The organism is Bradyrhizobium sp. Kon58 (genome assembly GCF_055807455.1).
Map to the genome: position 1 here is coordinate 42,406 of NZ_JBVVOT010000025.1, position 19,757 is coordinate 62,162.

Genomic DNA, 19,757 nt, shown 5'->3' on the forward strand with positions numbered 1-19,757 from the left:
AAGGGAGGATGGCGTGAGCCAGAAGGACGAATTCCACAATCTCGACGATACCGGCGACGGATTGTTTCGCGAGCTCGCGGCAGGCGTGACCACGCGCATCTTCTCCGGCGAGCAGGCGATGCTGTCGGTGGTGACGCTGGCGCCGCATGCGCAAGGCACGCTGCACCATCATCCCGAGGAGCAATGGGGCGTGCTGCTCGATGGCTCCGCCATCCGCGTCCAGGGGGACGAGGAGATTGCCGTGAAGAAGGGCGATTTCTGGCGCACGCCGGGTAATGTGCCGCACACCATGCGCGCCGGCCCCGACGGCGCCCGCGTGCTGGACATTTTCAGTCCGCCACGGCCAGAATACAGAAAAGCGGGATCTGGTTTCGGAACGACCTAAAGCGCCAAGAGCAAAAGCCGGGCGCGAGAAAACAGGGGAGGGATACCATGACGATCACACGACGGACGCTGCTCGCAGCGCCGGCTATTCTCGCGATGACGCCGGCGTTGGCCCAGGCCGGGAAGATCACGCTGGTGGTGCCGTTTCCGCCGGGCGGATCGACCGACGCGATGGCGCGGCTGCTCCAGAGCCATCTGCAGACCAAGCTCAACCGCATCGTCATCGTCGAGAACAAATCGGGCGCCGCCGGCGCGCTCGGCGCGGCGCAGGTCGCCAAGAGCCCGCCTGATGGCTCGACGTTCCTGGTCACCTTCGATTCCCACGCGGTGATCCCCTCCATCCTCGACAAGCCGCCCGTCGATGTCGAGCGCGAGCTGATGCCGGTGTTGCTGGTCGGCACCGCGCCTTACGTGATCGCCGCCGGTGCGGGCCGTCCCTACAAGAGCTTTGCCGACGTGGTGGCGGCCTGCAAGGCGAGGCCCGGCGCGGTGAAATATGCCTCCGTCGGCATCGGCACGCTCGGCCATCTCGCCATGACCGTGCTCGGCAACAAGGCCGGCGTCGAGATCATGCATGTGCCCTATCGCGGCGGTGGCCCCGCCATGAACGACGTGCTCGGCGGCCATGTCGACCTGATCGCGGGATCGGCGGCGCTGGTCGCAGCCCAGCTCGGCACCAACATGCTGCGTCCGATCCTGCAGCTCGGCCGCGAGCGGCTGTCCGGCCTGCCGGATACGCCGACCGCGATCGAGGCGGGCTTTCCGGATTTCGAGACGCTGGCCTGGTGGGGCATCTTCGCGCCCACCGGCACGCCGCCGGACATCGTCGCAGCCCTCGCGACGGCGTCCAAGGAGATCCTGAGCGAGCCCGCGACTGCCGCCCAGCTCAAGGAGACCCAGCAGATGACGCTGCTGCTCGAGGACGGTCCCGCCTTCAAGACCTTCTTCGACAAGCAGGTCGCCATTTGGGGCAAGGTGGTCAAGGACAACAATATCCGGGCATGAGATGGCCGGCAGCCCTCCGCATTGAGCAACGCGAAGGGCTTCCGATCCCGCCTCCGCTTTGATATGAAGCCCCGGTAACCTGCTCTGCGGGTTCCGCGGTCCCGTAGCTCAGCCGGATAGAGCGACGGTTTCCTAAACCGTAGGTCGGAAGTTCGAGTCTTCCCGGGATCGCCAGATCTTGTTTGTGCATGGGAATCTAGGCAAGAGGAACGCTGATATCGTACAAGGCAGCCGGATACCTGATCTGGTCCGGGATCTACCCATTCCTTTATGCTGGCGCGAGCGCACCGCGAACAGTTTCCAGCGTTTGCCGAACCGCTTCGGAGTATGCATCCGATGGGTCTGCCAGGTCCGATTGGATCTTGCTGATCTCAGCGCTTATGAGCTTTACGTCTTTGCGGAGGGCTTCTGGAACGCGGGATCCAAAACAACCGATGACCAAGTCCAAATGTTTCTTTCTGCAGTCTCGAAGGCGCTCACGATTAAGATCTAAAATTTCGATGGACGATTTTCCTAGTTTATCCCTTCCCTCCACGCTTCCATCGGGGAGGAATACCAAGTGCTTTCTTGGGTCGTGAACATACGGGTGCAGAAGTGAGGGGCCTTCTCGTTGATCAAGAGCGGCGGGATCAGCCCCATCTGCCGGAGCAAACGCACGCGTTCCGCTGACAGGAAATCGAGTACCTTTCCCCATCCCGGCATTGCATTTTTCACAGCAAGGCAACAGGTTTTGCCAATGAAGAGCGACCCAATAGTATCCGTCGTGATTAGGGACGACTCTCCATTTAGGCCCCACCTTTTCTTGCACTCGCGCCTTCGGTCGGTAATGTTCCGCATGTCCAACAAATCCGGCGTCAACCCGACTTTCGCAGTAAGCACACTTGCCATGAAAATAGTTTTCTAACAGCCAAATTTTCAGCCTTTTCCATACGCTAGTTATCGCGTGCTTTTGAAATAGCTCCGAACGTTTGGAAGGATCGCAGTCGTTGATCGAGTCTTGTGCTTTCTTTGAAAGCTTGAGCCAATTATCGAAAAAAATCTGCTGATCTTTTGAGAGCTTCGATGGCTTGAATTCAATACGTAACATCTAGGAATCACCTGATTTGGGTGCCTCATCGTCGAGTTCTTGCAGTCTTTCAAAGGTCGAATCCGGATCAAAATCGGGACTATTGAGGTCCTGGAGTGTCTTCGTTATCTGCTCCATCGCCTCGCGCTCCTCAGGAGTTTCACCCGGGGGAGCTATCCTGCTATCAAGCTGATGGGCGATCTGGAGAAGCTGCTGGTCCTCTTCCCGCGTGCGTTTCGCTTTTTTTGCCAGTCGCACAAACTCGTTGCGTAGTGGCTTTGCACGGTTTTCCGCTTCAGGATTGCGAGTAGCTGTTAACCCGAATGCGGCGTCAGTAAGTATCTGGTCAGCACGATAGCCACTATACGACTGCTCAATTGTCTCGACGGTCCCGTCCCTCAGGAAACGAACTACCTCGCGTTTGCCTAATGCAGCCACAACGAGTGGAGAATGACTCGTCGCGATCACGTTTAAATTCGGGAAGAGCTTTCGTAGTTTTCCAACGATGATCTGTTGCCATTCTGGATGCAGGTGACTGTCGATCTCGTCAATAAGGAGTAGTGCTGGCTCCTTGGCCGGATTGGGAGAATTTGGGTAGATGTCGTGCAACCGGGCAAGTAGAATACCGGCCCATCCGATGGTCGACGAGATGCCCTGGCTCAGAAAGCTTAGCGGAATTTGCTGGTCCTTGGACTTATCGGACTCCGCCGACACAGTAACGTATATTTGTCCGCTATCATGGTCGTACCGAGCCCACCGGATCATGAAGCCCGGCGTTAGTCCGTCGATTAAGTTAAAGATCGCATTGCGGAGCCTTTTCGCTTGCCTTCGCTCAGCAAGGGCTACCTGCTTGTCCTCACTCTTAGCGTTGAGCGCTTTTATCCATTCATGCAGCTCTTGCATTCTGGGATCGAGACCATTGCCCAGAAGGGGAAGCACGTCGTCGGTAAGAGGCGTCTGGTAGCGTTCAGTTTTACGGGTGGCGTTCGATATAACTATCCCACGAACAGATGGAAATCCAAGGACAACCCAATCTTTGGTTTGGACCGGTGACTGCGCGGGTGCGCTCACGGTCACACGGTTCGCTTCTCGGATCAGTTCGGTCTTGTACCTTTCCATTCCCGACGATATCTCGATGTATCCTCTATCTGCGCCCTCGCGAAGCAGTCGCGCTGCCAATGGCCGTGCGCGATCGTCATCCCCACACATCACGAGCGCAATGGCCTGGAGGACGGACGACTTGCCAGTTCCGTTATTGCCGAGGAGGACTGTCCATCGTTCGCTAAAGCGGATATGGAGATCCTCAAATGGACCAACGTTGACCAATCGAACGGCATCGATACGAGGGGCTACGCGACGCTTTTTTGATGCTAAATCTCCAAATGCGGCGACTTCCTGCTGGAGTTTGAGGACAAACTCGGTGATGGCGTCAGAATTAATGTCGTAGCCGAGCAAGTGCACTCGATAGAGCTGCAGTAGCCGCGCGCTTTCGAGTTCAAAGAACTGCCCGCGCGGAACGAGAGCGTAGTGTGTCCGGTCGGTGTTCGCCCGGATGCTGGACTCGACAATGAATCGCTCGATTTCTTCGGCGCGACTTCCTATGAAAAAAATGGTGTTTCGGGTAAATACCGATGAAAGAAAGCGGCTGATAGATTGATTATCGTTGAGCATCTGCCGGTATTCGCCGGACGTAAAGACGAACTTCCCGTTCCCTTCAAGAGTGCCGGTTGCCTTGAACATTAAGAAGGTCGCGCTTTGTGTGAGGCCCGGCACGTCAGATGGACGCGTCTCGTCGGGCTGGGGCATTCGAATTGCGAATGCACGGTCGATGGCGCTGTCCAATGCCGAGCTGAGCACACCTGCAAAGGGAATTCCGGCAAGACGATCCGAGAATTCTCGGTCTATCGCCTCGGACTGGATTGCACTTTTGAGCGTCGACTTGATCGTTGATGCAGGAATGTGAGCGCCAAGAACGTCTTTGACGGAATCGACTTTCCCCTCAGCCAAGGCGTGGTCCAAGGTTTCCCAATCAACCCTGTTTTGCGTTCGGCGTCCGACATCTATCAGCTGAGATAATAATTCGACACTTGTCGGTCCTCCGATGTGGGGCTGCAAGCCTGGTCCTGCATAAAGTACACACGTTCCTGTAGCGCAGGCCTTTACGAGATCAACCGGAGGCGCCGGCGTCGGTAATGCGATTGGAGGGAGCTGGACTAATCCAGCGTCTTTCCTCGATCGTTCTGCTTGCCGGATTTCATACGATTCAAGCGACTTAGCTCTCTCACGAACTTGATGGCGCAAGCGACGCAGTCGATTCAATGCCCGCAACTGAACGAGGGTTATTACAACGGCAACAATTGGCGCGATTACAATTGTTCGGTTACCGACGCTATTGATCATCCATGTGGCTGCAGCTTCCGTCTTCAGCCAGAATTCCATAGCCGCAGATGCGATTGGCGAAGAATTCTGAGCTGCTGCTATCCTCAATCCGACAACACAATTTGCAGCGAGCGCAAGGCCCGCAATCAGTATGAGTCTATTCACTCGCCTTCGTTGAAGAAAATTTCGCAGGAAAGCCTTCGAATAGCCCCGCATATTCATCCCACAACGATCCCGATCTCGAAACGACCAACTGCACCATAAACGGGAGAAAATCGCAATAGGTGGCCAATGGTTGTGCAGATATTCGCATGCCGACTTCGTTGCGAGATAAATCCGACCAACTTCGGGCAGAGCACCCGCTCTGCTATTTACTACCACTAGCATCGCGGCGGGTTCCACGGTCCCGTAGCTCAGCCGGATAAAGCGACGGTTTCCTAAACCGTAGGTCGGAAGTTCGAGTCTTCCCGGGATCGCCAGTTTTTCAGTGAGCAATCGTCGCGTTTGCCACGCTCGTCGGCGCAAAAATTGCTAGAAGCGTAAAGCTTCCTTCCTGGCCCGGGCTGACTGCCAGCCCCGCCTCGCTGCCATATCCGGAGACGACAATGCCTTTCGACCTGATCCTGCGCGGCGGCCGTGTGGTCGACCCGTCCCAGAAGCTCGACGCCGTGACCGATGTCGCCTTTGCCGGCGGCAAGGTCGCGGCGGTCGGCACCGGGCTCAAGGCCGATCCGGGCACCGACGTGCGCGACGTGTCTCGCTACATCGTGACGCCGGGGCTGATCGATCTCCACACCCATGTCTATTGGGGCGGCACGTCGCTCGGTATCGATGCCGAGGAATTCTGCCGCCTCTCCGGCGTCACCACCGCGGTCGATACCGGCAGCGCGGGGCCTGGCAATTTCGCGGGCTTCCGCAAGCATGTGATCGAGCCGAGCCAGGTTCGTATCCTCGCTTATCTGCACGTCTCGCATGCCGGCATTTTCGGCTTCTCGCACCGGATCATGGTCGGCGAGAGCGAGGAGCTGCGGCTGATGAATCCGATCGAGGCGGCCAAGGTGGCCGACGCCAACCGCGACCTCATCGTCGGCATCAAGGTGCGCGTCGGTCTGCACTCCTCGGGCACGTCGGGCGTCGTGCCGCTCGATATCGCGCTCGAGGTCGCGAACGAAGTCGGCATGCCCCTGATGGCGCATATCGATCATCCGCCGCCGAGCTACGAGGAGGTACTGGCGCGCCTGCGCCCCGGCGACGTGCTCACCCATGCGTTCCGGCCCTTCCCCAACACGCCCGCGACCGCGCAGGGTACAGTGAAGCGGGCGGTGCTCGACGCACGAGAGCGCGGCGTGCTGTTCGACATCGGCCACGGCAAGGGCTCGTTCGCGTTCAAGACCGCACGCGCCATGCTCGCCAACGGCTTCTATCCGGACACCATCTCGTCCGACATTCATCAGCTCTGCATCGACGGCCCGGCCTTCGACCAGGTGACGACCCTGTCGAAATTCCTGTGCATGGGCATGCCGCTGTACGACGTCATCGCAACCTCGACGGTCAACGCCGCGATGGCGCTCCGGCGGCCCGAGCTCGGCAGCCTCAAGCCGGGCAGCGTCGGCGACGCCACGCTGATCTCGGTGAGGGAAGGCCAGTTCGACTATGAGGACGTCGTCGGCGAGCACCTGATCGGCGATCGCAAGATCGTCTCCGAAGGCGTCGTGATCGGCGGCCGCTGGTGGCATCCGAATTGAGCGGCGCTAGCCCCGCTCGCGATAGAATTGCAGCAGCCGCGCGCCTGCCGGAGAAAGCCAGTCGGGCGCACCGGCGATGTAGCCCTCGACGAGACCGCTCGTTCCAACGAGATAGGTGATGGGCATGCCGACGATGGAGAATATCGCGGTCGACGCTTCGGCCGCCGCGCCATAGGCGTCGACATAGCAAGCGAGGTTCGGCACGGCGAGGCCGCCGAGGAAGGTGCGGATCTTGCGCAGGTCTTTGGTATCCGTGCAGATCGCGACAACATCGAGCCGGTCGGGCCGTGATCCCGCGAGACTTGCGAGCCCGGGCAGGTCGAGCCGGCAGGCCGCGCACCAGGTGGCCCAGAAATTGACGAGGGTGATGCGGCCCGGCTTCGCGCTCAACGCGACGTCCTTCCCGCCAATGTCTTGAAGCCTGAGCGTGGGCATCGACGCGCGCGGCCGCACCAGCGTGAACTGACTACGGCCGGCGTCGAACACCGGCGGCCAGCCTTCCTGCGCATCGGCCGCGCGCAAGGAGGCAACAAGCGCCGGCATGGCCACCAGGATCGATCGCCGCGACGGCATCGGACCGCTTTCGGGCGCCTCGTCACGCATGAATGTAGGCCCAGCCCTTGAGTTGCAGATCGACCACGCGGCCGATGCCGAACGGCACGAGGCTGGCACCTGCTATCAGCGGAATCGAGACCTGCTCCTTGGCTTCGGCGATCGCTTTTGACGATGCGCACATGCTGTAGGCGAGGTTGGGCACCGACTGCCGCAGCGTCGCGAGCGGCTCGACCAGCGTGGTCTTGTCCGCCCGGAAGACGTCGATGCCCTTGCCGTTGGCGACGACCTCGATCAGCAATCGAGCGCCCCTGTCCGCAAAGTGCTTCGAGAGGTTAGCCGAGTAGCTGATCGCGTGTCCCATGACATAGGGCTCGTTGCTGTCGATCAGGATCACGACGCCGTCGGCGAGGCGATCCTCCTTGGCGGCGGCGGTGCCGCCGGCCGTGAGGATCGCGGTGCCGGCGAGCAGGCCCCTGCGGGACCATCCGTTGGCGGAGATCATGGCCGCGGCGCTCGCCGATCAGAACCGGCGCGGCGCGAGCGGCGCCTTGCGGTCGCGCCCCCACAGCACGAACAGGCTGAGCGCGAGCAGAACGACGTTGAGCGGCGTGACCGGCGCCTCGCCGCGCGAGATGTGGAAGACGAGCGCCAACACCTGCAACATGGAGCAGCCCAGCGCGGCCAGCACCGTCAGCCGGGGCAGGACCCGCGTCAGTGCCGGCAGCAGGATGCCGATTCCGCCAGCGAGATCGACCAGCCCGATGAACCGGACGAACGTTGCGGAATACTGGCCGGCCCAGGGCATCATCGCGGCAAGCTCTGGAATCGGCGTCAGCAGCTTGACCAGCCCGGCTGCGGTGAAAACGAAAAAGAGCAGGCCCTGTGCGATCCAAAGGCCGATACGAATGGCGCGGCCGGGGGAGGCAGTCTCGAAGGCGGTGGTGGACACGGTGGTTCTCCAAAAGATGACGGTCGCAACCATTTGATAGTTTCCTCATATTTGATCATTATGCGTCCCAGGATTAGTTCATTTCCTGGGTGTTGATGATTTCGTGGATTCTTTGGTCAGCATGAGGGTGTTCTGCCTGGTCGCCGAGCTGAAGAGCTTCGCGACCGCGGCGCAACGCCTGCGCATCTCGCCCGCGATGGCGAGCAAACACGTGATGCAGCTCGAGAAGCGGCTGGGCACGCGACTGCTCAACCGCACCAGTCGGCGCGTCAGCCTGAGCGAAAGCGGAGCGCTCTATTTCGAGCAGGCGCGGCAGATGCTGGATTCGCTCGACGAGGTCGAAGCCGCCGTCAGCAATGCGACGGTCGTTCCACGCGGCACGCTGCGGCTGACCGCGCCGGTGTGGATGGCGAACACGATCTTCGCGGGCGTGCTGGCGGACTACCAGGCGCGCTATCCGGAGGTGCGCCTCGATGTCGATCTCAGCGGACGGATGGTCAATCTGGTCGAGGAGGGATTCGATCTCGCACTTCGCGCCACCGGCGCGCCCGATGAGGCGCTGATCGCGCGGCCCATCACCAAGGTTGCGTTCCTTATGGTCGGCGCGCCCGCTTATCTCGATCGCGCGGGGCGCCCGACCAAACTTGCCGATCTCGCCGGCCAGGCGATGCTGCACTACGCGCTGTACCCGGGTGAAAGCCTCTCCTTCGAGGGCGAGCACGGCACCGAGACCGTCAAGCTCAATCCGGTGCTGCGCAGTGGCAATGAAACGCTGCTGCACATGGCAGCGCTCGAAGGTATGGGCCTCGCCTTCCTGCCGAAATGGCTGGTCGCGGAGGATATCACGGCCGGCCGCCTCGAGCACGTCATGCCCGGGCAGGTCCTCTTCGAGGGCAAGCTGTTCGCGGTCTATCCGAGCCGCAAATACCTTTCCGCCAAGGTCCGGACGTTCATCGACTTCGTCGCGGCCGACAAGCGGATGAGATAGCCGGCTATAGCGACCTGATTACAGCGACCTCGCGATCAACAGCTTCATGATCTCGTTCGTGCCGCCATAGATCTTCTGGATGCGGGAATCGATGAAGATGCGCGAGATCGGATATTCCTGCATGTAGCCGTAGCCGCCGAACAGCTGGAGGCATTCGTCGGCGGTCTCGACCTGCTTCTCCGAGCACCAGTATTTCGCCATCGACGCCGTGACGGTGTCGAGGTCCTTGGCGACCAGCCGCTCGATGCACCAGTCGACGAAGACGCGCGCGATCATCGCTTCGGTCTTGCGCTCGGCGAGCTTGAAGGCGGTGTTCTGGAAATCCATCAGCGGCTTGCCGAAGGCTTTCCGCTCCTTGGTGTAGTCGACGGTGAGTTTTATCGCGCGCTCCATCGCGGCGACCGCGCCGACGGCGAGCGCGAGGCGCTCCTGCGGCAATTGCTGCATCAGTTGCACGAAGCCCTGGCCTTCCTCGCCGCCGAGCAAGTTGTCCGGCGGAACCGCGACGTTGTCGAAGAACAGCTCGGACGTGTCGGAGGCATGCAGGCCGATCTTGTCGAGGTTGCGCCCGCGCTTGTATCCATCCGCGCCTGAGGTTTCGACCACGATCAGCGAAATGCCCTTGGCGCCGACATCGCCGGTGCGCGCGACCACGATGACGAGATCGGCGGCCTGGCCGTTGGTGATGAAAGTCTTCTGTCCGTTGATGACGTAGGAATTGCCCTGCTTCCTGGCGGTGGTCTTGACGGCCTGCAAATCCGAGCCGGTGCCGGGCTCGGTCATGGCGATGGCGCCGACCATCTCGCCCGAGGCCATCTTCGGCAGCCAACGCTTCTTCTGCTCCTCGGAGCCGTAATTGAGGATGTAGTGCGCGACGATCGCGCTGTGCACGGAGACGCCGGTCGTCAGCTCCGGCACGGTGCTTTCGAGGTCGTCGAGCACGGCGGCGTCATAGGCGAAGGTGGCGCCGAGGCCGCCATATTCCTCCGGCACGCTCGCCAGCAGCGCGCCCATCTCACCGAGCCCGCGCCAGGCAAAGCGGTCGACCATCTTCTGCTCGCGCCATTTTTCGGCATGCGGGGCCAGATCCTTGGCAAGGTATTTCCGGAACTGATCGCGGAAGATTTCGAGCTCTTCGGTCATCCAGGAGGAGCGGTAGGACATGGAAACCTCGGTTGATGCAGTGTTCCGGCTTGGTAGGCCAGTCGGCAGCGGCAATTATTGTGTTTTCAGGCTGCGCCGGTGACGCTACCAAGGCGGCCGGAGTAGCGTCTGTCGGAATGGTTGATTGTGGCTGTCAAAATTCAAGAGCTCAAGCTCGAGATCGCGCGCATCGGCACGGTCTCCGCGATCCTGACGCAGCCGGACAATGCGCGCGCCTGCTACGTGCTGGCGCACGGTGCCGGTGCAGGGATGCGGCACGCATCGATGGACAGGATTGCGGAGGGGCTCGCTGCTCGCGGCATCGCGACCTTCCGCTTCAATTTTCCCTATATGGAAAACAAGCTGGGCCGTCCCGACCAGCCGGCGGTCGCCCATGCCGCGATCCGCGCGGCAGTCGAGGAAGCCGCGCGGCTCTGCCCCGGTGTGAAGCTCGTTGCGGGCGGAAAATCCTTCGGTGGACGCATGACCTCGCAGGCGCAGTCCAAGACTCCGCTGCCTGATGTCAAAGGGCTCGCCTTCCTCGGTTTTCCCCTGCACGCCGACAAGAAGCCGTCGACGGAGCGCGCCGAGCACCTGGCCCGTGTCGAGATCCCGATGCTGTTCCTGCAAGGCACCCGCGACGGGCTCGCCGATCTCGGCCTCCTCAAGCCCGTCATCGCCGCTCTTGCCCCGAAGGCGACGCTGCATGAGGTCGAGGGCGGCGATCACTCCTTCGCGGTGCTGAAGAAGTCCGGCCGCACCAACGAAGAGGCGCTTGCGGAGGTGCTTGATACGCTCGCGGCCTGGATCGACGGGCTCACTTGAATCTCACGCCGAATAAAGCCCCTTGTCGCGCGCCTTCTGGATCGCGAGCGCGGCAATGAGATCGAGGGTCGGCGTCGACAGGCCGGCGGTGCGCGCGAAGGCTTGGGGCGCCTTCACCAGGACGTCGATCTCCATGGCGCGGCCGAGCTCGTAGTCCTGCAGCAGCGACGGCTTGTGATTGGGGGCGGGGCCGCTGCGTGATACACGCTTGACCTCGGGGATGAAGTGCTGGGCGATCTCGTTGGCCTCGTTCAGCATCCGCGGAATGACCTCCGCGAACGCAGGATCGTCGCGCACGCCGCGCGCGGTCTGGCCGGTGAGCAGGCACAGCACCGACAGCGACATGTTGGTCAGCAGCTTTGACCAGATCGCCTCGCGGATCTCGGCGACCGGCGGCGATTCCAGCCGCGCGTCGGTGAAGACACCGCGCAGCGTCGTGATGCGCTCGCAATTGCGATCGTCGCATTCGCCGATCAGCAGGCGGTTGCGGTCGGGCGTCAGGTTCTGCACCACGCCGGGCGCGATCACCTCGTTGGAGGAGAAGACCACGCCGCCGACGATCCGCTCTTTTGGGATGCAGGCGCGCAAGCGCCCGCCCGGGTCGAGGAAGGAGATGTCGGGCGGGGTCGGGTGCCGCGGCGGCAGGCCGATCCCGTACCACCAGGGAATGCCGTTCTGCGCGAACACGATGGCGGTGTCGTCCTGCAGCAGCGGCTTGAGACTGGAGACCAGCCCGGTCAGCGCGGTTGCCTTCAAGGTGCTGATCACGACGTCTTGGGGGCCGAGCTGGGCCGGATCGCCGGAGGCGTTCACCTTGGCGGAGACCTCGGAATCGCCGACGCGCAGCTTGAGGCCGTTGGCCCGGACCGCCTCCAGGTGCGCGCCGCGCATTACGCACGAGACCTCGTGGCCGGCGCGGGCCAGCCTGACCGCGAGATGGCTGCCGACGGCGCCCGCGCCGAAAATGCAGATGCGCATGTGATGTCCGTCCCTGATCCCTTGATGCTGCCCCGCGGCAGCATGACACAACCCGCCATGCGATGGACGCGGCTGCCCTACGCTCGAAAGATATGGATCAGGGTGCGGAGCCTCGGTCATAGTGCGCGCCAAACAAACGAGCGGAGGAACAAAGATGACCGACAGCCCCGTCCTGTGGACCCTGGATGCGCGTGGGGTTGCGACCGTCACGTTGAACCGGCCGGAGGTCAACAACGCCTATGACGGTGCATTGATCGCGGGGGTGCTTGCGGCCATGGACGATCTCGGCAGCAAGCCCAACCTTCGCGTCGTCGTGCTCAAGGGCAACGGCAAGCATTTCCAGGCCGGCGCCGACCTCAAATGGATCAATGGCGTGCGGCCGCAATCGACTGAGGCGAACGAGGCCGCGTCGCGGGCGACATTCGAGGCCGTGCAGCGGCTCAACACACTGCCGATCCCGACGGTCGCGCTGGTGCAGGGCGGCTGCTTTGGCGGCGGCACCGGCGTGATCGCAGCCTGCGACGTCGTGATCGCGGCCGACAACGCCCTGTTCTCGATCACCGAAGTGCGCTGGGGCCTGACCGCGGCCATCATCATCCCGCAGCTCTGCGATGCCATTGGCGTACGGCAAGTCCGCCGCTACGCGCTGACAGGTGAACGTTTCGGCGCCGAGGACGCCCGCCGCATCGGCCTCGTCCACGAGGTCGTGCCGCTCACCGATCTCGACGCCGCCGGTGCCAAGGTGGTCGAGCAGTTGCTTGCCAACGGACCTGAAGCGATGGCCGAGACCAAGCGGCTGGCGCTGGAGAGCTCGTTCGGCGGAATGGCGGTGGACGATGCGGCTTACACGCGGCTCGTGCAGCTGCATTCGCTCAAGCGCCAGAGTGCGGAAGCCGCGGAAGGGTTGGCGTCGTTCGCGGAGAAGCGCGCGGCGAATTGGAGTGGCGGCAAGGCCTGAGCGCGCCGCTCAGCAGCAACCCGATACGATCTGCATCGTGCACCATCCCCAAATCGTGCACGCGGGATCGATTCGAATCCCCGTAATTCCGCGGGGCCATCCTTAAGAGTTCAATCATTCCCGACCATTATGGTTCGACAATTGTCACGCCATGGTGTCGGATGCACAGAGAAGTTCTGGGATTTTGGAAGGCCGGATCGATCGTCGCGGCGGCAACGCTGCTGGTCCTGCATCCGGTTGCCGCTTCACCTCGGCTGGTCTCTCTGGCGTTCAATTCCCAGCTTGGGAGCCCGCAGCAGATCGGGGCGGATGAGTTTCGCCAGAAGCTGGTGGCATTGCCCGGCAAGCCCATCGTGATCGACCAGCGCGCCACCAATGCAGTCGGTAGCGAGAACGCCATTCTCGCAGCGACGCAGTCCGGCGCTGTCGATATGGCGGTGCTGTCGGGTTCGGTGGTCAGTGCGGTTGTCCCCGAACTCGGCGTGTTCGACATTCCCTTCCTGTTTCGCGATACGGCTCACGCCAAGGCCGTGGCGCAAGGTCCGGCCGGCGCGGCAATCGCCGCCAAATTCGGCGACAAGGGGCTGACCCTGCTGGCGATTGGCCGACAGGGCTTCCGCAACGTCACGAATTCCAAACGGCCCGTTCGCACGCCCGAGGATATCAAGGGTCTGAAGATTCGTGTCATCCCGAACCCGATCTATCAGATGACGTTCAAGGCGCTCGGTGCCGAAGTGGTCCCGATGGAATTTCCGCTGGTCTATACCGCGCTCAAGGACGGCCGGCTCGATGGGCAGGAAAATCCGGTGCCGACCATTGCCGGCTCCCGTCTCTATGAAGTCCAGAAATACCTCACATTGACCGGGCACTTCTTCGCGCCGGTCGTGTTCATCGCCAACCGGGCCATGTTCGAGCAGCTCACTCCGGCCGACCAGGCAACGTTGATCGCGCAGGCAAAAGCGGGAGCGGAGGCGACATGGCAGGCGAAGCTCGATGCAGCGTCGCTCGAGCAGGTGCGCAGCGGCGGCATGGACGTGATCGAGAAATTCGATCGCCAACCCTTCGTCGACGCGGTCAAGTCGCTCGATCAGGAATTCGAGAAGCGGTTCGGCAAGGATCTGCTCGCCACCATCCGGTCCACCCAGTAAAGATTTCGGGATTCCCATGAAATTATCGCACATGATGTCCCGGGTCGGTGTTCGTCCGCGCGTGTTTGGCGGTTTCGCGCTGGTTCTGAGCTTCCTGGTCGTGCTGGCGGGCTTCGCCGTGGTCCAGGTCGAGCGGATCGGCGGAACGGTCAATGACCTCGTGACCAGCGCCGCCGGCGACGCCGGCATGTCACAGGCGCGTGCCGCGCTCTTGGAAGCGAACTCGGCGGTCGAGAAATTCATCCGGACCTGGAATGTCGGCGACAAGGATGCCGCAGCCAAGGCGATCGACGGTGTGGGCAAACTGGCCGATCAGGCCGATCGGCAATTCGGCAAGCTGCAAGCGATCGCGGAAGGCATCGGCCCGGTCAAGACGGCGCTCGAAACCTATCGTTCGTCGTTCACCGCGGCGGCGGATGCCGCGGATCGGCTGCGCGCCGCCACCACGAAGACCGACGCCCAGGGCGCGGCCGCCGGCCTCAATGTCAGCGGCATTCAGGTTGCGCTTGCCAATCGCTCGGATGATGCGGAACGGCTTGTCAATCCGATGCGGCTGGCCGGCGTCGTCGACGCGTTGCGCGTCACCGTGATGCGCTATGGATCCACTTTGTCGACGGGCGATGCCGACGACGCCAAGCAGGCGTTGTCCTATGCCCAGTTGGCGATCGCAGACACCGAGGCTGAGCTGGCGACGGCGGACGCCCCCAAATTGAAGACGCTGGTCGCAGCACTCAAGACCGCGATCGCCGCCGACACGACAGCGCTCGAAGAGGTCATCAAGGTTGCCGCCGATCTGCGCGCCAGGCAGGCCGAACTGAAGAAGGCGAGTGCGGCGATCGACGATCAGGTCAACAAGATCAATGCGAAGCTCGGCACCGTGCGCGCCGAGCAGGGCGACAAGACCTCGGCAGCGGTCGATCAAACCAAGCAGACCGTCATCGCGACCGCGGCCGGCGCGCTGCTGCTGGGAGCCATGCTCGCATGGCTGATCGGAGCCAGCGTATCCGGCCCGATTCGCGGCATGACGGACCGGATGCAATCGCTGGCGGCGGGCGAGCTCGATGATCCCATTCCGGGCGGCGAATCGCGCGACGAAATCGGCCGCATGGCGCGCGCCGTCGAGGTGTTCCGCGAAAACGCACTGGCGGTTCGTCGTATGGAAGGCGAGGCCACGGCACAGCGCGAAGCCACCGAGGCCGACCGTGCCCGCATGATGTCGGATCTTGCCGGCCGCTTCGAGCAGGGCATGCAGGGGGTGATTGCCGGTGTCGGCGGCCGCGCCGACGACATGGGGCGCAGCGCCGAGGAGTTGGCAAAGGTCGCCGAGCGTGGTCGCGGGCTCGCCGAAGCGGTCGCGACCCGCGCCGAGCAGGCATCGATGAACGTGCAGACCGTCGCCTCCGCCACCCAGCAGCTCGCGGCCTCGATCCGCGAAATCTCGAGCCAGGTGCACCGCTCCGTCGCGGTCTCGAACCGGGCGACCGACGAGACCAACCGGACCTCCGATTTGATCCATGGGCTGTCGGATGCGGCTGAAAAGATCGGCAACATCATTCAATTGATTCAGGCCATCGCCAGTCAGACCAATCTGCTGGCGCTGAACGCGACCATCGAAGCGGCGCGCGCCGGTGACGCCGGCCGGGGCTTCGCGATCGTCGCCAGCGAGGTCAAGAGTCTCGCCACCCAGACAGCGCAGGCGACGGAGCAGATCGCCAGCCAGATCGCGACGATCCAGAGTGCGACCGGCCAATCGGTCCAGGCGATTAAGCAGTTCGGCACCACCGTCAAGGAAATGGCCGACATCGCCACCGCGATCGCCGCGGCGGTCGAAGAGCAGGGCGCGGCAACGGGCGAAATCGCGCGCAACGTCGAAGAGGCGGCCAACGGCACCACGGCGGTGACGCAGGAAATCGGTCAGGTGCGCGCGGTCGCGGGCGAGACCGACGCCGGTGCCGAAGCCGCTCTTACGGTCGCGGCGGCCCTGAAGCAGCAGGCGGATTCGATGAAGTCGAACGTCGACGATTTCCTCCACACCATCCGCTCGGCGGCCTGAATTCCCGTTGAAATCGGCGACGCCGCCGGTGCAAACGAAACGGGCTTACAGCACCGGCAACAGCGAGCTCTTCAATTCGCGCAAGAGCGCCTGAACCGCTGCAGCCTGGACCCGTCGCTCGGGAATGGTGGCCTTGACCCATAAATCGGGGATTGGAAAATCCGGCAACACGACCTGCAACGTGCCTTGGCGTAGAGCCTCTTCCGCAAGATAGTGCGAGATGAAGGCGATGCCGTTGCCGGCGATCGCGCTCTTCACGAGCACGTGGCCCTCGTTCGAACTCAGCAGCGGGCGGACCTGAACGGTGATACGGTCGCGCGGCCCGTCGAACACCCAGTCCGGGCCGGTGGGAAGAAAACTCAGGCAACGATGATCGACCAGATCGCGCGGGTGGCGCGGCATGCCGTGCGCGCCGAGATAGGCCGGCGACGCGCACAACAGGCGCTTCAATCGGCATAGGGGTTCGTCGACCACGCCGCCAAACGAATGCGGAAACGCGCCGATGGCGATATCGAAGCCTTCCGTCACCGGATCGACGGGACGGTCGATCAAGACGATTTCGAGTTTCAGCTTCGGGTTTTGGGTCTGGAACGCGCTGAACACATCGGCAAGCCGGGCGATGGTCAGCGATGTCGGTGCCTTGATACGCAAATGATCGATTAGATCATGTCCTTTCTCGCCCATGCGCGACAGGAGATCGCCGACATCGGCGACCACGCTCCGCGCCCTCTGGACATATTCCTGGCCGGCCGCGGTCAGCCGCAATTGCCGCGTCGAGCGATGAAACAGCGGCGTGCCGATCCGTGCCTCCAATTGGGTGACCCGCTTTGCGACCACCGAAGTCGCGACATTGAGTTTTCTCGCCGCGGCGGAAAATCCAGCGGCGTCCGCGGTGGCGAGGAAGGCTTGGAGGTTCACGAGGACGTCCATTTTCCACCTTTCTCGATTCGTGAAAGCTGATCGTGTATTTTGGTGGATTGTAGCCCGGCACGCGTTAATTCATAGTCGGCCCAAGCAAGAGATTTCGGGAGCAGGACGCGCCATGCAGGCCACGACGATCGAAGAACCGGCACGCCATGTGCCGATCTATGGCGAATATGAAGTGGTCGTGCTCGGCGGCGGTCCGGCCGGCATCGTGGCGGCGGCCTCAAGCGCACGCGCGGGACGGAAGACGCTGCTGATCGAGCGCTACGGCTTTCTCGGTGGCATGGGCACCGCGGCCGGCGTCACCAATTTCTGCGGCCTGCACGGCAATGTTTATGGCCAGGCCCACCGGCTCGTGCAGGGCATGGCGTCGGAGCTGCTGGCGCGGATCGACCATTTGAACGGCCTTAACGCGCCGCATCTGATCCTTGGCAAGGTCTTCGCCCAGGCTTACGACACCGCCGCCTACAAGATCGCGGCCGACCAGCTGCTCGCCAGTCACAAGGTGCACATCCTCTTCCATGCGCTCGGCGCCGGCGTGGTGATGGGCGATAACAGCCGCATCGATGCGCTGATGGTCGAGACCAAGGCCGGCCGGCAGGCGGTGCGATCGGAGATCTTCATCGATTGCTCCGGCGACGGCGATCTCGCGGTTTGGGCCGGCGCGCCGTTCGAATTCGGCGACGAGCACGGCCATCCGATGTATCCCTCGATGATGCTCCGCCTCAACGGCATCGATCCCACGAAAGCGGGCGATGCTTGGCGCACCATCCCGCAATTGATGGAGCAGGCCACCGCCGCCGGCACCCACACATTCCCGCGCAAGAGCGCGATCGTGCGGCCGCAAAAGTCCGGCATCGAATGGCGGGTGAACTTCACGCAAGTGGCGCGCGAGGACGGCCATGCCATCAACGGCATCGAGCCTGACGATCTCACCCGCGGCGAGATCGAGGGCCGCAAGCAAGCGCTCGCCGCGTTCGAATTCCTGCGCACCGTGCCGGGCTTTGAAAAATCCTACATCGTCGACCTGCCGCCGCAGCTCGGCATCCGCGAAACCCGCCGCATCAATGGCGGCTATCAGCTCAGCGGCGAGGACGTGCTCGGCTGCGCCTCGTTCGAGGATTCCATCGGGGTCAATGGCTGGCCGATCGAGGCCCATGTCCCCGGAGACGTCGTCTTCACCTTCCCGCCGATCCCGGAATCGCGCGGCTATAACGAGCTGCCCTACCGCATGCTGGTGCCCGAAGGCGTCGACAATCTGCTGGTCGCCGGCCGCTGCGCCTCGATGACCCATGAGGGCCAGTCGGCGGCCCGGGTCTCCGGTGCCTGTTTCGTGATGGGGGAGGCGGCCGGTTCCGCCGCCGCGCTGGCGCTCTCCGGAAACCGGATCCCGCGTGACATCCCCGTTGAAAAGCTGCAGGAAACGTTGAAACAACAGGGCGCCTTCATCGGACGGGACCAGCCCGTGCCCGAGGGCCTGTAACCGACTGCAAGATAACGACGGCGAGGAAACGAAATGACCGGAATTGTGCGGCTCGCGCTAGCTGCCCTGATGGCGATCACAGCGATGGGCACGGCCCGAGCCGAGGACGCGCTGAAGGCCAGGATCGGCGTGCTCAGGCTATCCTCCTCCGCGCCGGTCTTCATCGCGCAGGACAAGGGCTATTTCCGCGAGGCCGGCCTCGACGTCGAGCTGAAATTCTTCGATGCGGCGCAGCCGATCGCGGTGGCCACCACATCCGGCGACATCGATTTCGGCGTCACCGCCTTCACCGCCGGTCTCTACAATCTCGCCGGCAAGGGCGTGCTCAAGGTGATCGGCGGCATGAGCCGCGAGAAGGCCGGCTATCCCCTGATCGGTTATTTCGCCAGCAACAACGCCTATGCGAGCGGCCTGAAGACGCCGAAGGACCTCGCGGGCAAGCGCGTGGCGATGACGCAGGTCGGCTCCTCCTTTCACTATTCGCTCGGCCTGCTTGCCGACAAATACGGCTTCAAGCTCGCCGACGTGAAGATCGTGCCGTTGCAATCGCTGTCGAATGCGGCGGCCGCGCTGAAGGGCGAAACGGTGGACGCAGCGCTGCTGCCGATCTCCACCGCGCGAAAGCTGATGGATGACGGCGGTGCGAAGTTTCTCGGCTGGGTCGGCGACGAGACACCCTGGCAATTGGGCGCGGTGTTCGCCTCGCCGAAGACGTTGACCAACAAGGTGCTGGTGACGAAGCTGCTCGGCGCTTTGGCAAAGGCCGACCGCGAATATCACGACGTCATCCTTGCTGCGATGAAAGACGGTGTCGCGCCGATCAATGACAAGACAAAGCCGCTGCTGGAGATCATCGCCAAATATACAAATCTCCCGGTCGAGCAGGTGGTCGGCAACTGCGCCTATATCGATCCCGACGGCAAGCTGGATGTGAAGAACGTCGACAACCAGATCAAATGGCTCCAGGAGCAGGGCTTTGCCGACAAGGGTTTTGACGCGAATGCGATCATCGCAAAGGAATTTGTGAAGGCGGATTGATGATGCGCGCTCGCAACGATCTCCGTCATCCCCGCGCAACGGCAAAGCCGTTGTCGCTGGAGGTGCTCGCGAAGCGAGCCTCGAAGGATGCACAGCCCGGATGCAGTCGCGCCCTCAGTGTCGTCCCGGCGAAGGC

General features: G+C 62.6%; 18 protein-coding genes and 2 tRNA genes. 12 read left to right on the forward strand and 8 right to left on the reverse strand.

Annotated features, from left to right (window positions below):
- Window positions 1-13 precede the first annotated feature (13 nt).
- The 3 genes from AC0L20_RS30125 (at window position 14) to AC0L20_RS30135 (ending at window position 1,563) form a co-directional block, all read left to right on the forward strand.
- Window positions 14-385 (forward strand): cupin domain-containing protein, encoded by a 372-nt coding sequence (locus tag AC0L20_RS30125; RefSeq protein WP_106941607.1) that lies wholly within the window; start codon window positions 14-16, stop codon window positions 383-385.
- 47 nt (window positions 386-432) lie between these two features.
- The gene (locus tag AC0L20_RS30130; protein WP_473294227.1) at window positions 433-1,389 is read left to right on the forward strand and encodes a tripartite tricarboxylate transporter substrate-binding protein; all 957 of its coding nucleotides are present in this window, start codon (window positions 433-435) and stop codon (window positions 1,387-1,389) included.
- 97 nt (window positions 1,390-1,486) lie between these two features.
- Window positions 1,487-1,563 (forward strand) — tRNA-Arg (locus AC0L20_RS30135).
- 94 nt (window positions 1,564-1,657) lie between these two features.
- Here AC0L20_RS30135 and AC0L20_RS30140 read toward each other — a convergent pair.
- Together AC0L20_RS30140 and AC0L20_RS30145 are read right to left on the reverse strand one after the other, a co-directional pair.
- Window positions 1,658-2,476 carry an HNH endonuclease family protein gene (locus tag AC0L20_RS30140; protein ID WP_473294230.1) on the reverse strand — a complete coding sequence of 273 codons (819 nt, stop codon included), beginning with the start codon at window positions 2,474-2,476 and terminating at the stop codon, window positions 1,658-1,660.
- Window positions 2,477-4,894, reverse strand: a complete 2,418-nt coding sequence (locus tag AC0L20_RS30145) for an AAA family ATPase (RefSeq protein WP_473294233.1) — start codon at window positions 4,892-4,894, stop codon at window positions 2,477-2,479.
- Between the two features lie 342 nt (window positions 4,895-5,236).
- On the opposite strand from AC0L20_RS30145, the gene AC0L20_RS30150 reads away from it, so the two are divergent.
- Both AC0L20_RS30150 and AC0L20_RS30155 read left to right on the forward strand, forming a co-directional pair.
- A tRNA-Arg gene (locus AC0L20_RS30150) sits at window positions 5,237-5,313 on the forward strand.
- A gap of 126 nt (window positions 5,314-5,439) precedes the next feature.
- The gene (locus tag AC0L20_RS30155) at window positions 5,440-6,579 is read left to right on the forward strand and encodes an amidohydrolase/deacetylase family metallohydrolase (RefSeq protein ID WP_473294235.1); all 1,140 of its coding nucleotides are present in this window, start codon (window positions 5,440-5,442) and stop codon (window positions 6,577-6,579) included.
- A gap of 6 nt (window positions 6,580-6,585) precedes the next feature.
- Here AC0L20_RS30155 and AC0L20_RS30160 read toward each other — a convergent pair whose 3' ends face one another.
- Genes AC0L20_RS30160 through AC0L20_RS30170 form a run of 3 tightly spaced genes read right to left on the reverse strand, consistent with a single transcriptional unit; the run spans window position 6,586 to window position 8,083 of the window.
- Window positions 6,586-7,182, reverse strand: coding sequence for a TlpA family protein disulfide reductase (locus tag AC0L20_RS30160; protein ID WP_473294237.1), 597 nt, complete (start codon window positions 7,180-7,182; stop codon window positions 6,586-6,588).
- The gene (locus AC0L20_RS30165; protein ID WP_473294240.1) at window positions 7,175-7,636 is read right to left on the reverse strand and encodes a DsrE family protein; all 462 of its coding nucleotides are present in this window, start codon (window positions 7,634-7,636) and stop codon (window positions 7,175-7,177) included. Before AC0L20_RS30165 ends, AC0L20_RS30160 begins: the two co-directional genes overlap by 8 nt.
- Before the next feature lie 18 nt (window positions 7,637-7,654).
- Window positions 7,655-8,083, reverse strand: coding sequence for a DoxX family protein (locus AC0L20_RS30170; protein ID WP_473294242.1), 429 nt, complete (start codon window positions 8,081-8,083; stop codon window positions 7,655-7,657).
- 103 nt (window positions 8,084-8,186) lie between these two features.
- Here AC0L20_RS30170 and AC0L20_RS30175 point away from each other — a divergent pair, with 103 nt between their 5' ends.
- Entirely contained in the window at window positions 8,187-9,071 is an 885-nt protein-coding gene (locus AC0L20_RS30175; RefSeq protein ID WP_473294245.1) for a LysR family transcriptional regulator, read from the forward strand.
- Window positions 9,072-9,089: 18 nt separating this feature from the next.
- Here the strand turns inward: AC0L20_RS30175 and AC0L20_RS30180 are convergent, their stop codons facing one another.
- Window positions 9,090-10,235, reverse strand: coding sequence for an acyl-CoA dehydrogenase family protein (locus tag AC0L20_RS30180; RefSeq protein ID WP_018452979.1), 1,146 nt, complete (start codon window positions 10,233-10,235; stop codon window positions 9,090-9,092).
- A gap of 126 nt (window positions 10,236-10,361) precedes the next feature.
- On the opposite strand from AC0L20_RS30180, the gene AC0L20_RS30185 reads away from it, so the two are divergent.
- Window positions 10,362-11,039 (forward strand): alpha/beta hydrolase family protein, encoded by a 678-nt coding sequence (locus tag AC0L20_RS30185; protein WP_473294246.1) that lies wholly within the window; start codon window positions 10,362-10,364, stop codon window positions 11,037-11,039.
- Window positions 11,040-11,042: 3 nt separating this feature from the next.
- Here the strand turns inward: AC0L20_RS30185 and AC0L20_RS30190 are convergent, their stop codons facing one another.
- Entirely contained in the window at window positions 11,043-12,017 is a 975-nt protein-coding gene (locus tag AC0L20_RS30190) for a ketopantoate reductase family protein (protein WP_219684548.1), read from the reverse strand.
- A gap of 154 nt (window positions 12,018-12,171) precedes the next feature.
- On the opposite strand from AC0L20_RS30190, the gene AC0L20_RS30195 reads away from it, so the two are divergent.
- From AC0L20_RS30195 to AC0L20_RS30205, 3 genes are all read left to right on the forward strand, one after another.
- Complete coding sequence (locus tag AC0L20_RS30195; RefSeq protein WP_473294248.1) at window positions 12,172-12,975, forward strand: enoyl-CoA hydratase-related protein; 804 nt, start codon at window positions 12,172-12,174, stop codon at window positions 12,973-12,975.
- Between the two features lie 161 nt (window positions 12,976-13,136).
- Window positions 13,137-14,123 carry a TRAP transporter substrate-binding protein gene (locus AC0L20_RS30200; protein ID WP_473294249.1) on the forward strand — a complete coding sequence of 329 codons (987 nt, stop codon included), beginning with the start codon at window positions 13,137-13,139 and terminating at the stop codon, window positions 14,121-14,123.
- 16 nt (window positions 14,124-14,139) lie between these two features.
- A complete protein-coding gene (locus AC0L20_RS30205) occupies window positions 14,140-16,176 on the forward strand; it encodes a methyl-accepting chemotaxis protein (protein WP_473294250.1) in 2,037 nt (678 codons plus the stop codon).
- Between the two features lie 45 nt (window positions 16,177-16,221).
- Here AC0L20_RS30205 and AC0L20_RS30210 read toward each other — a convergent pair whose 3' ends face one another.
- Window positions 16,222-17,106: a LysR family transcriptional regulator gene (locus AC0L20_RS30210; protein WP_249806803.1), complete on the reverse strand. Its 885-nt coding sequence runs from the start codon at window positions 17,104-17,106 to the stop codon at window positions 16,222-16,224.
- A 112-nt stretch (window positions 17,107-17,218) separates the two neighbouring features.
- Between AC0L20_RS30210 and AC0L20_RS30215 the strand changes: the two genes are divergently transcribed.
- Together AC0L20_RS30215 and AC0L20_RS30220 are read left to right on the forward strand one after the other, a co-directional pair.
- Window positions 17,219-18,583, forward strand: a complete 1,365-nt coding sequence (locus tag AC0L20_RS30215) for an FAD-dependent oxidoreductase (RefSeq protein ID WP_473294251.1) — start codon at window positions 17,219-17,221, stop codon at window positions 18,581-18,583.
- A 33-nt stretch (window positions 18,584-18,616) separates the two neighbouring features.
- The gene (locus AC0L20_RS30220) at window positions 18,617-19,621 is read left to right on the forward strand and encodes an ABC transporter substrate-binding protein (RefSeq protein ID WP_247363014.1); all 1,005 of its coding nucleotides are present in this window, start codon (window positions 18,617-18,619) and stop codon (window positions 19,619-19,621) included.
- Window positions 19,622-19,757: the final 136 nt, after the last annotated feature.

What these genes read in the sequence shown, in the direction of transcription:
- AC0L20_RS30145 (WP_473294233.1), bottom strand. Translation starts at nt 4,894, where the DNA reads ATGGAATTCTGGCTGAAGACGGAAGCTGCAGCCACATGGATGATCAAT.
- AC0L20_RS30140 (WP_473294230.1), bottom strand. Translation starts at nt 2,476, where the DNA reads ATGTTACGTATTGAATTCAAGCCATCGAAGCTCTCAAAAGATCAGCAG.
- AC0L20_RS30215 (WP_473294251.1), top strand. Translation starts at nt 17,219, where the DNA reads ATGCAGGCCACGACGATCGAAGAACCGGCACGCCATGTGCCGATCTAT.
- AC0L20_RS30165 (WP_473294240.1), bottom strand. Translation starts at nt 7,636, where the DNA reads ATGATCTCCGCCAACGGATGGTCCCGCAGGGGCCTGCTCGCCGGCACC.
- AC0L20_RS30220 (WP_247363014.1), top strand. Translation starts at nt 18,617, where the DNA reads ATGACCGGAATTGTGCGGCTCGCGCTAGCTGCCCTGATGGCGATCACA.
- AC0L20_RS30210 (WP_249806803.1), bottom strand. Translation starts at nt 17,106, where the DNA reads ATGGACGTCCTCGTGAACCTCCAAGCCTTCCTCGCCACCGCGGACGCC.
- AC0L20_RS30155 (WP_473294235.1), top strand. Translation starts at nt 5,440, where the DNA reads ATGCCTTTCGACCTGATCCTGCGCGGCGGCCGTGTGGTCGACCCGTCC.
- AC0L20_RS30190 (WP_219684548.1), bottom strand. Translation starts at nt 12,017, where the DNA reads ATGCGCATCTGCATTTTCGGCGCGGGCGCCGTCGGCAGCCATCTCGCG.
- AC0L20_RS30180 (WP_018452979.1), bottom strand. Translation starts at nt 10,235, where the DNA reads ATGTCCTACCGCTCCTCCTGGATGACCGAAGAGCTCGAAATCTTCCGC.
- AC0L20_RS30200 (WP_473294249.1), top strand. Translation starts at nt 13,137, where the DNA reads ATGCACAGAGAAGTTCTGGGATTTTGGAAGGCCGGATCGATCGTCGCG.
- AC0L20_RS30130 (WP_473294227.1), top strand. Translation starts at nt 433, where the DNA reads ATGACGATCACACGACGGACGCTGCTCGCAGCGCCGGCTATTCTCGCG.
- AC0L20_RS30160 (WP_473294237.1), bottom strand. Translation starts at nt 7,182, where the DNA reads ATGCGTGACGAGGCGCCCGAAAGCGGTCCGATGCCGTCGCGGCGATCG.
- AC0L20_RS30195 (WP_473294248.1), top strand. Translation starts at nt 12,172, where the DNA reads ATGACCGACAGCCCCGTCCTGTGGACCCTGGATGCGCGTGGGGTTGCG.
- AC0L20_RS30205 (WP_473294250.1), top strand. Translation starts at nt 14,140, where the DNA reads ATGAAATTATCGCACATGATGTCCCGGGTCGGTGTTCGTCCGCGCGTG.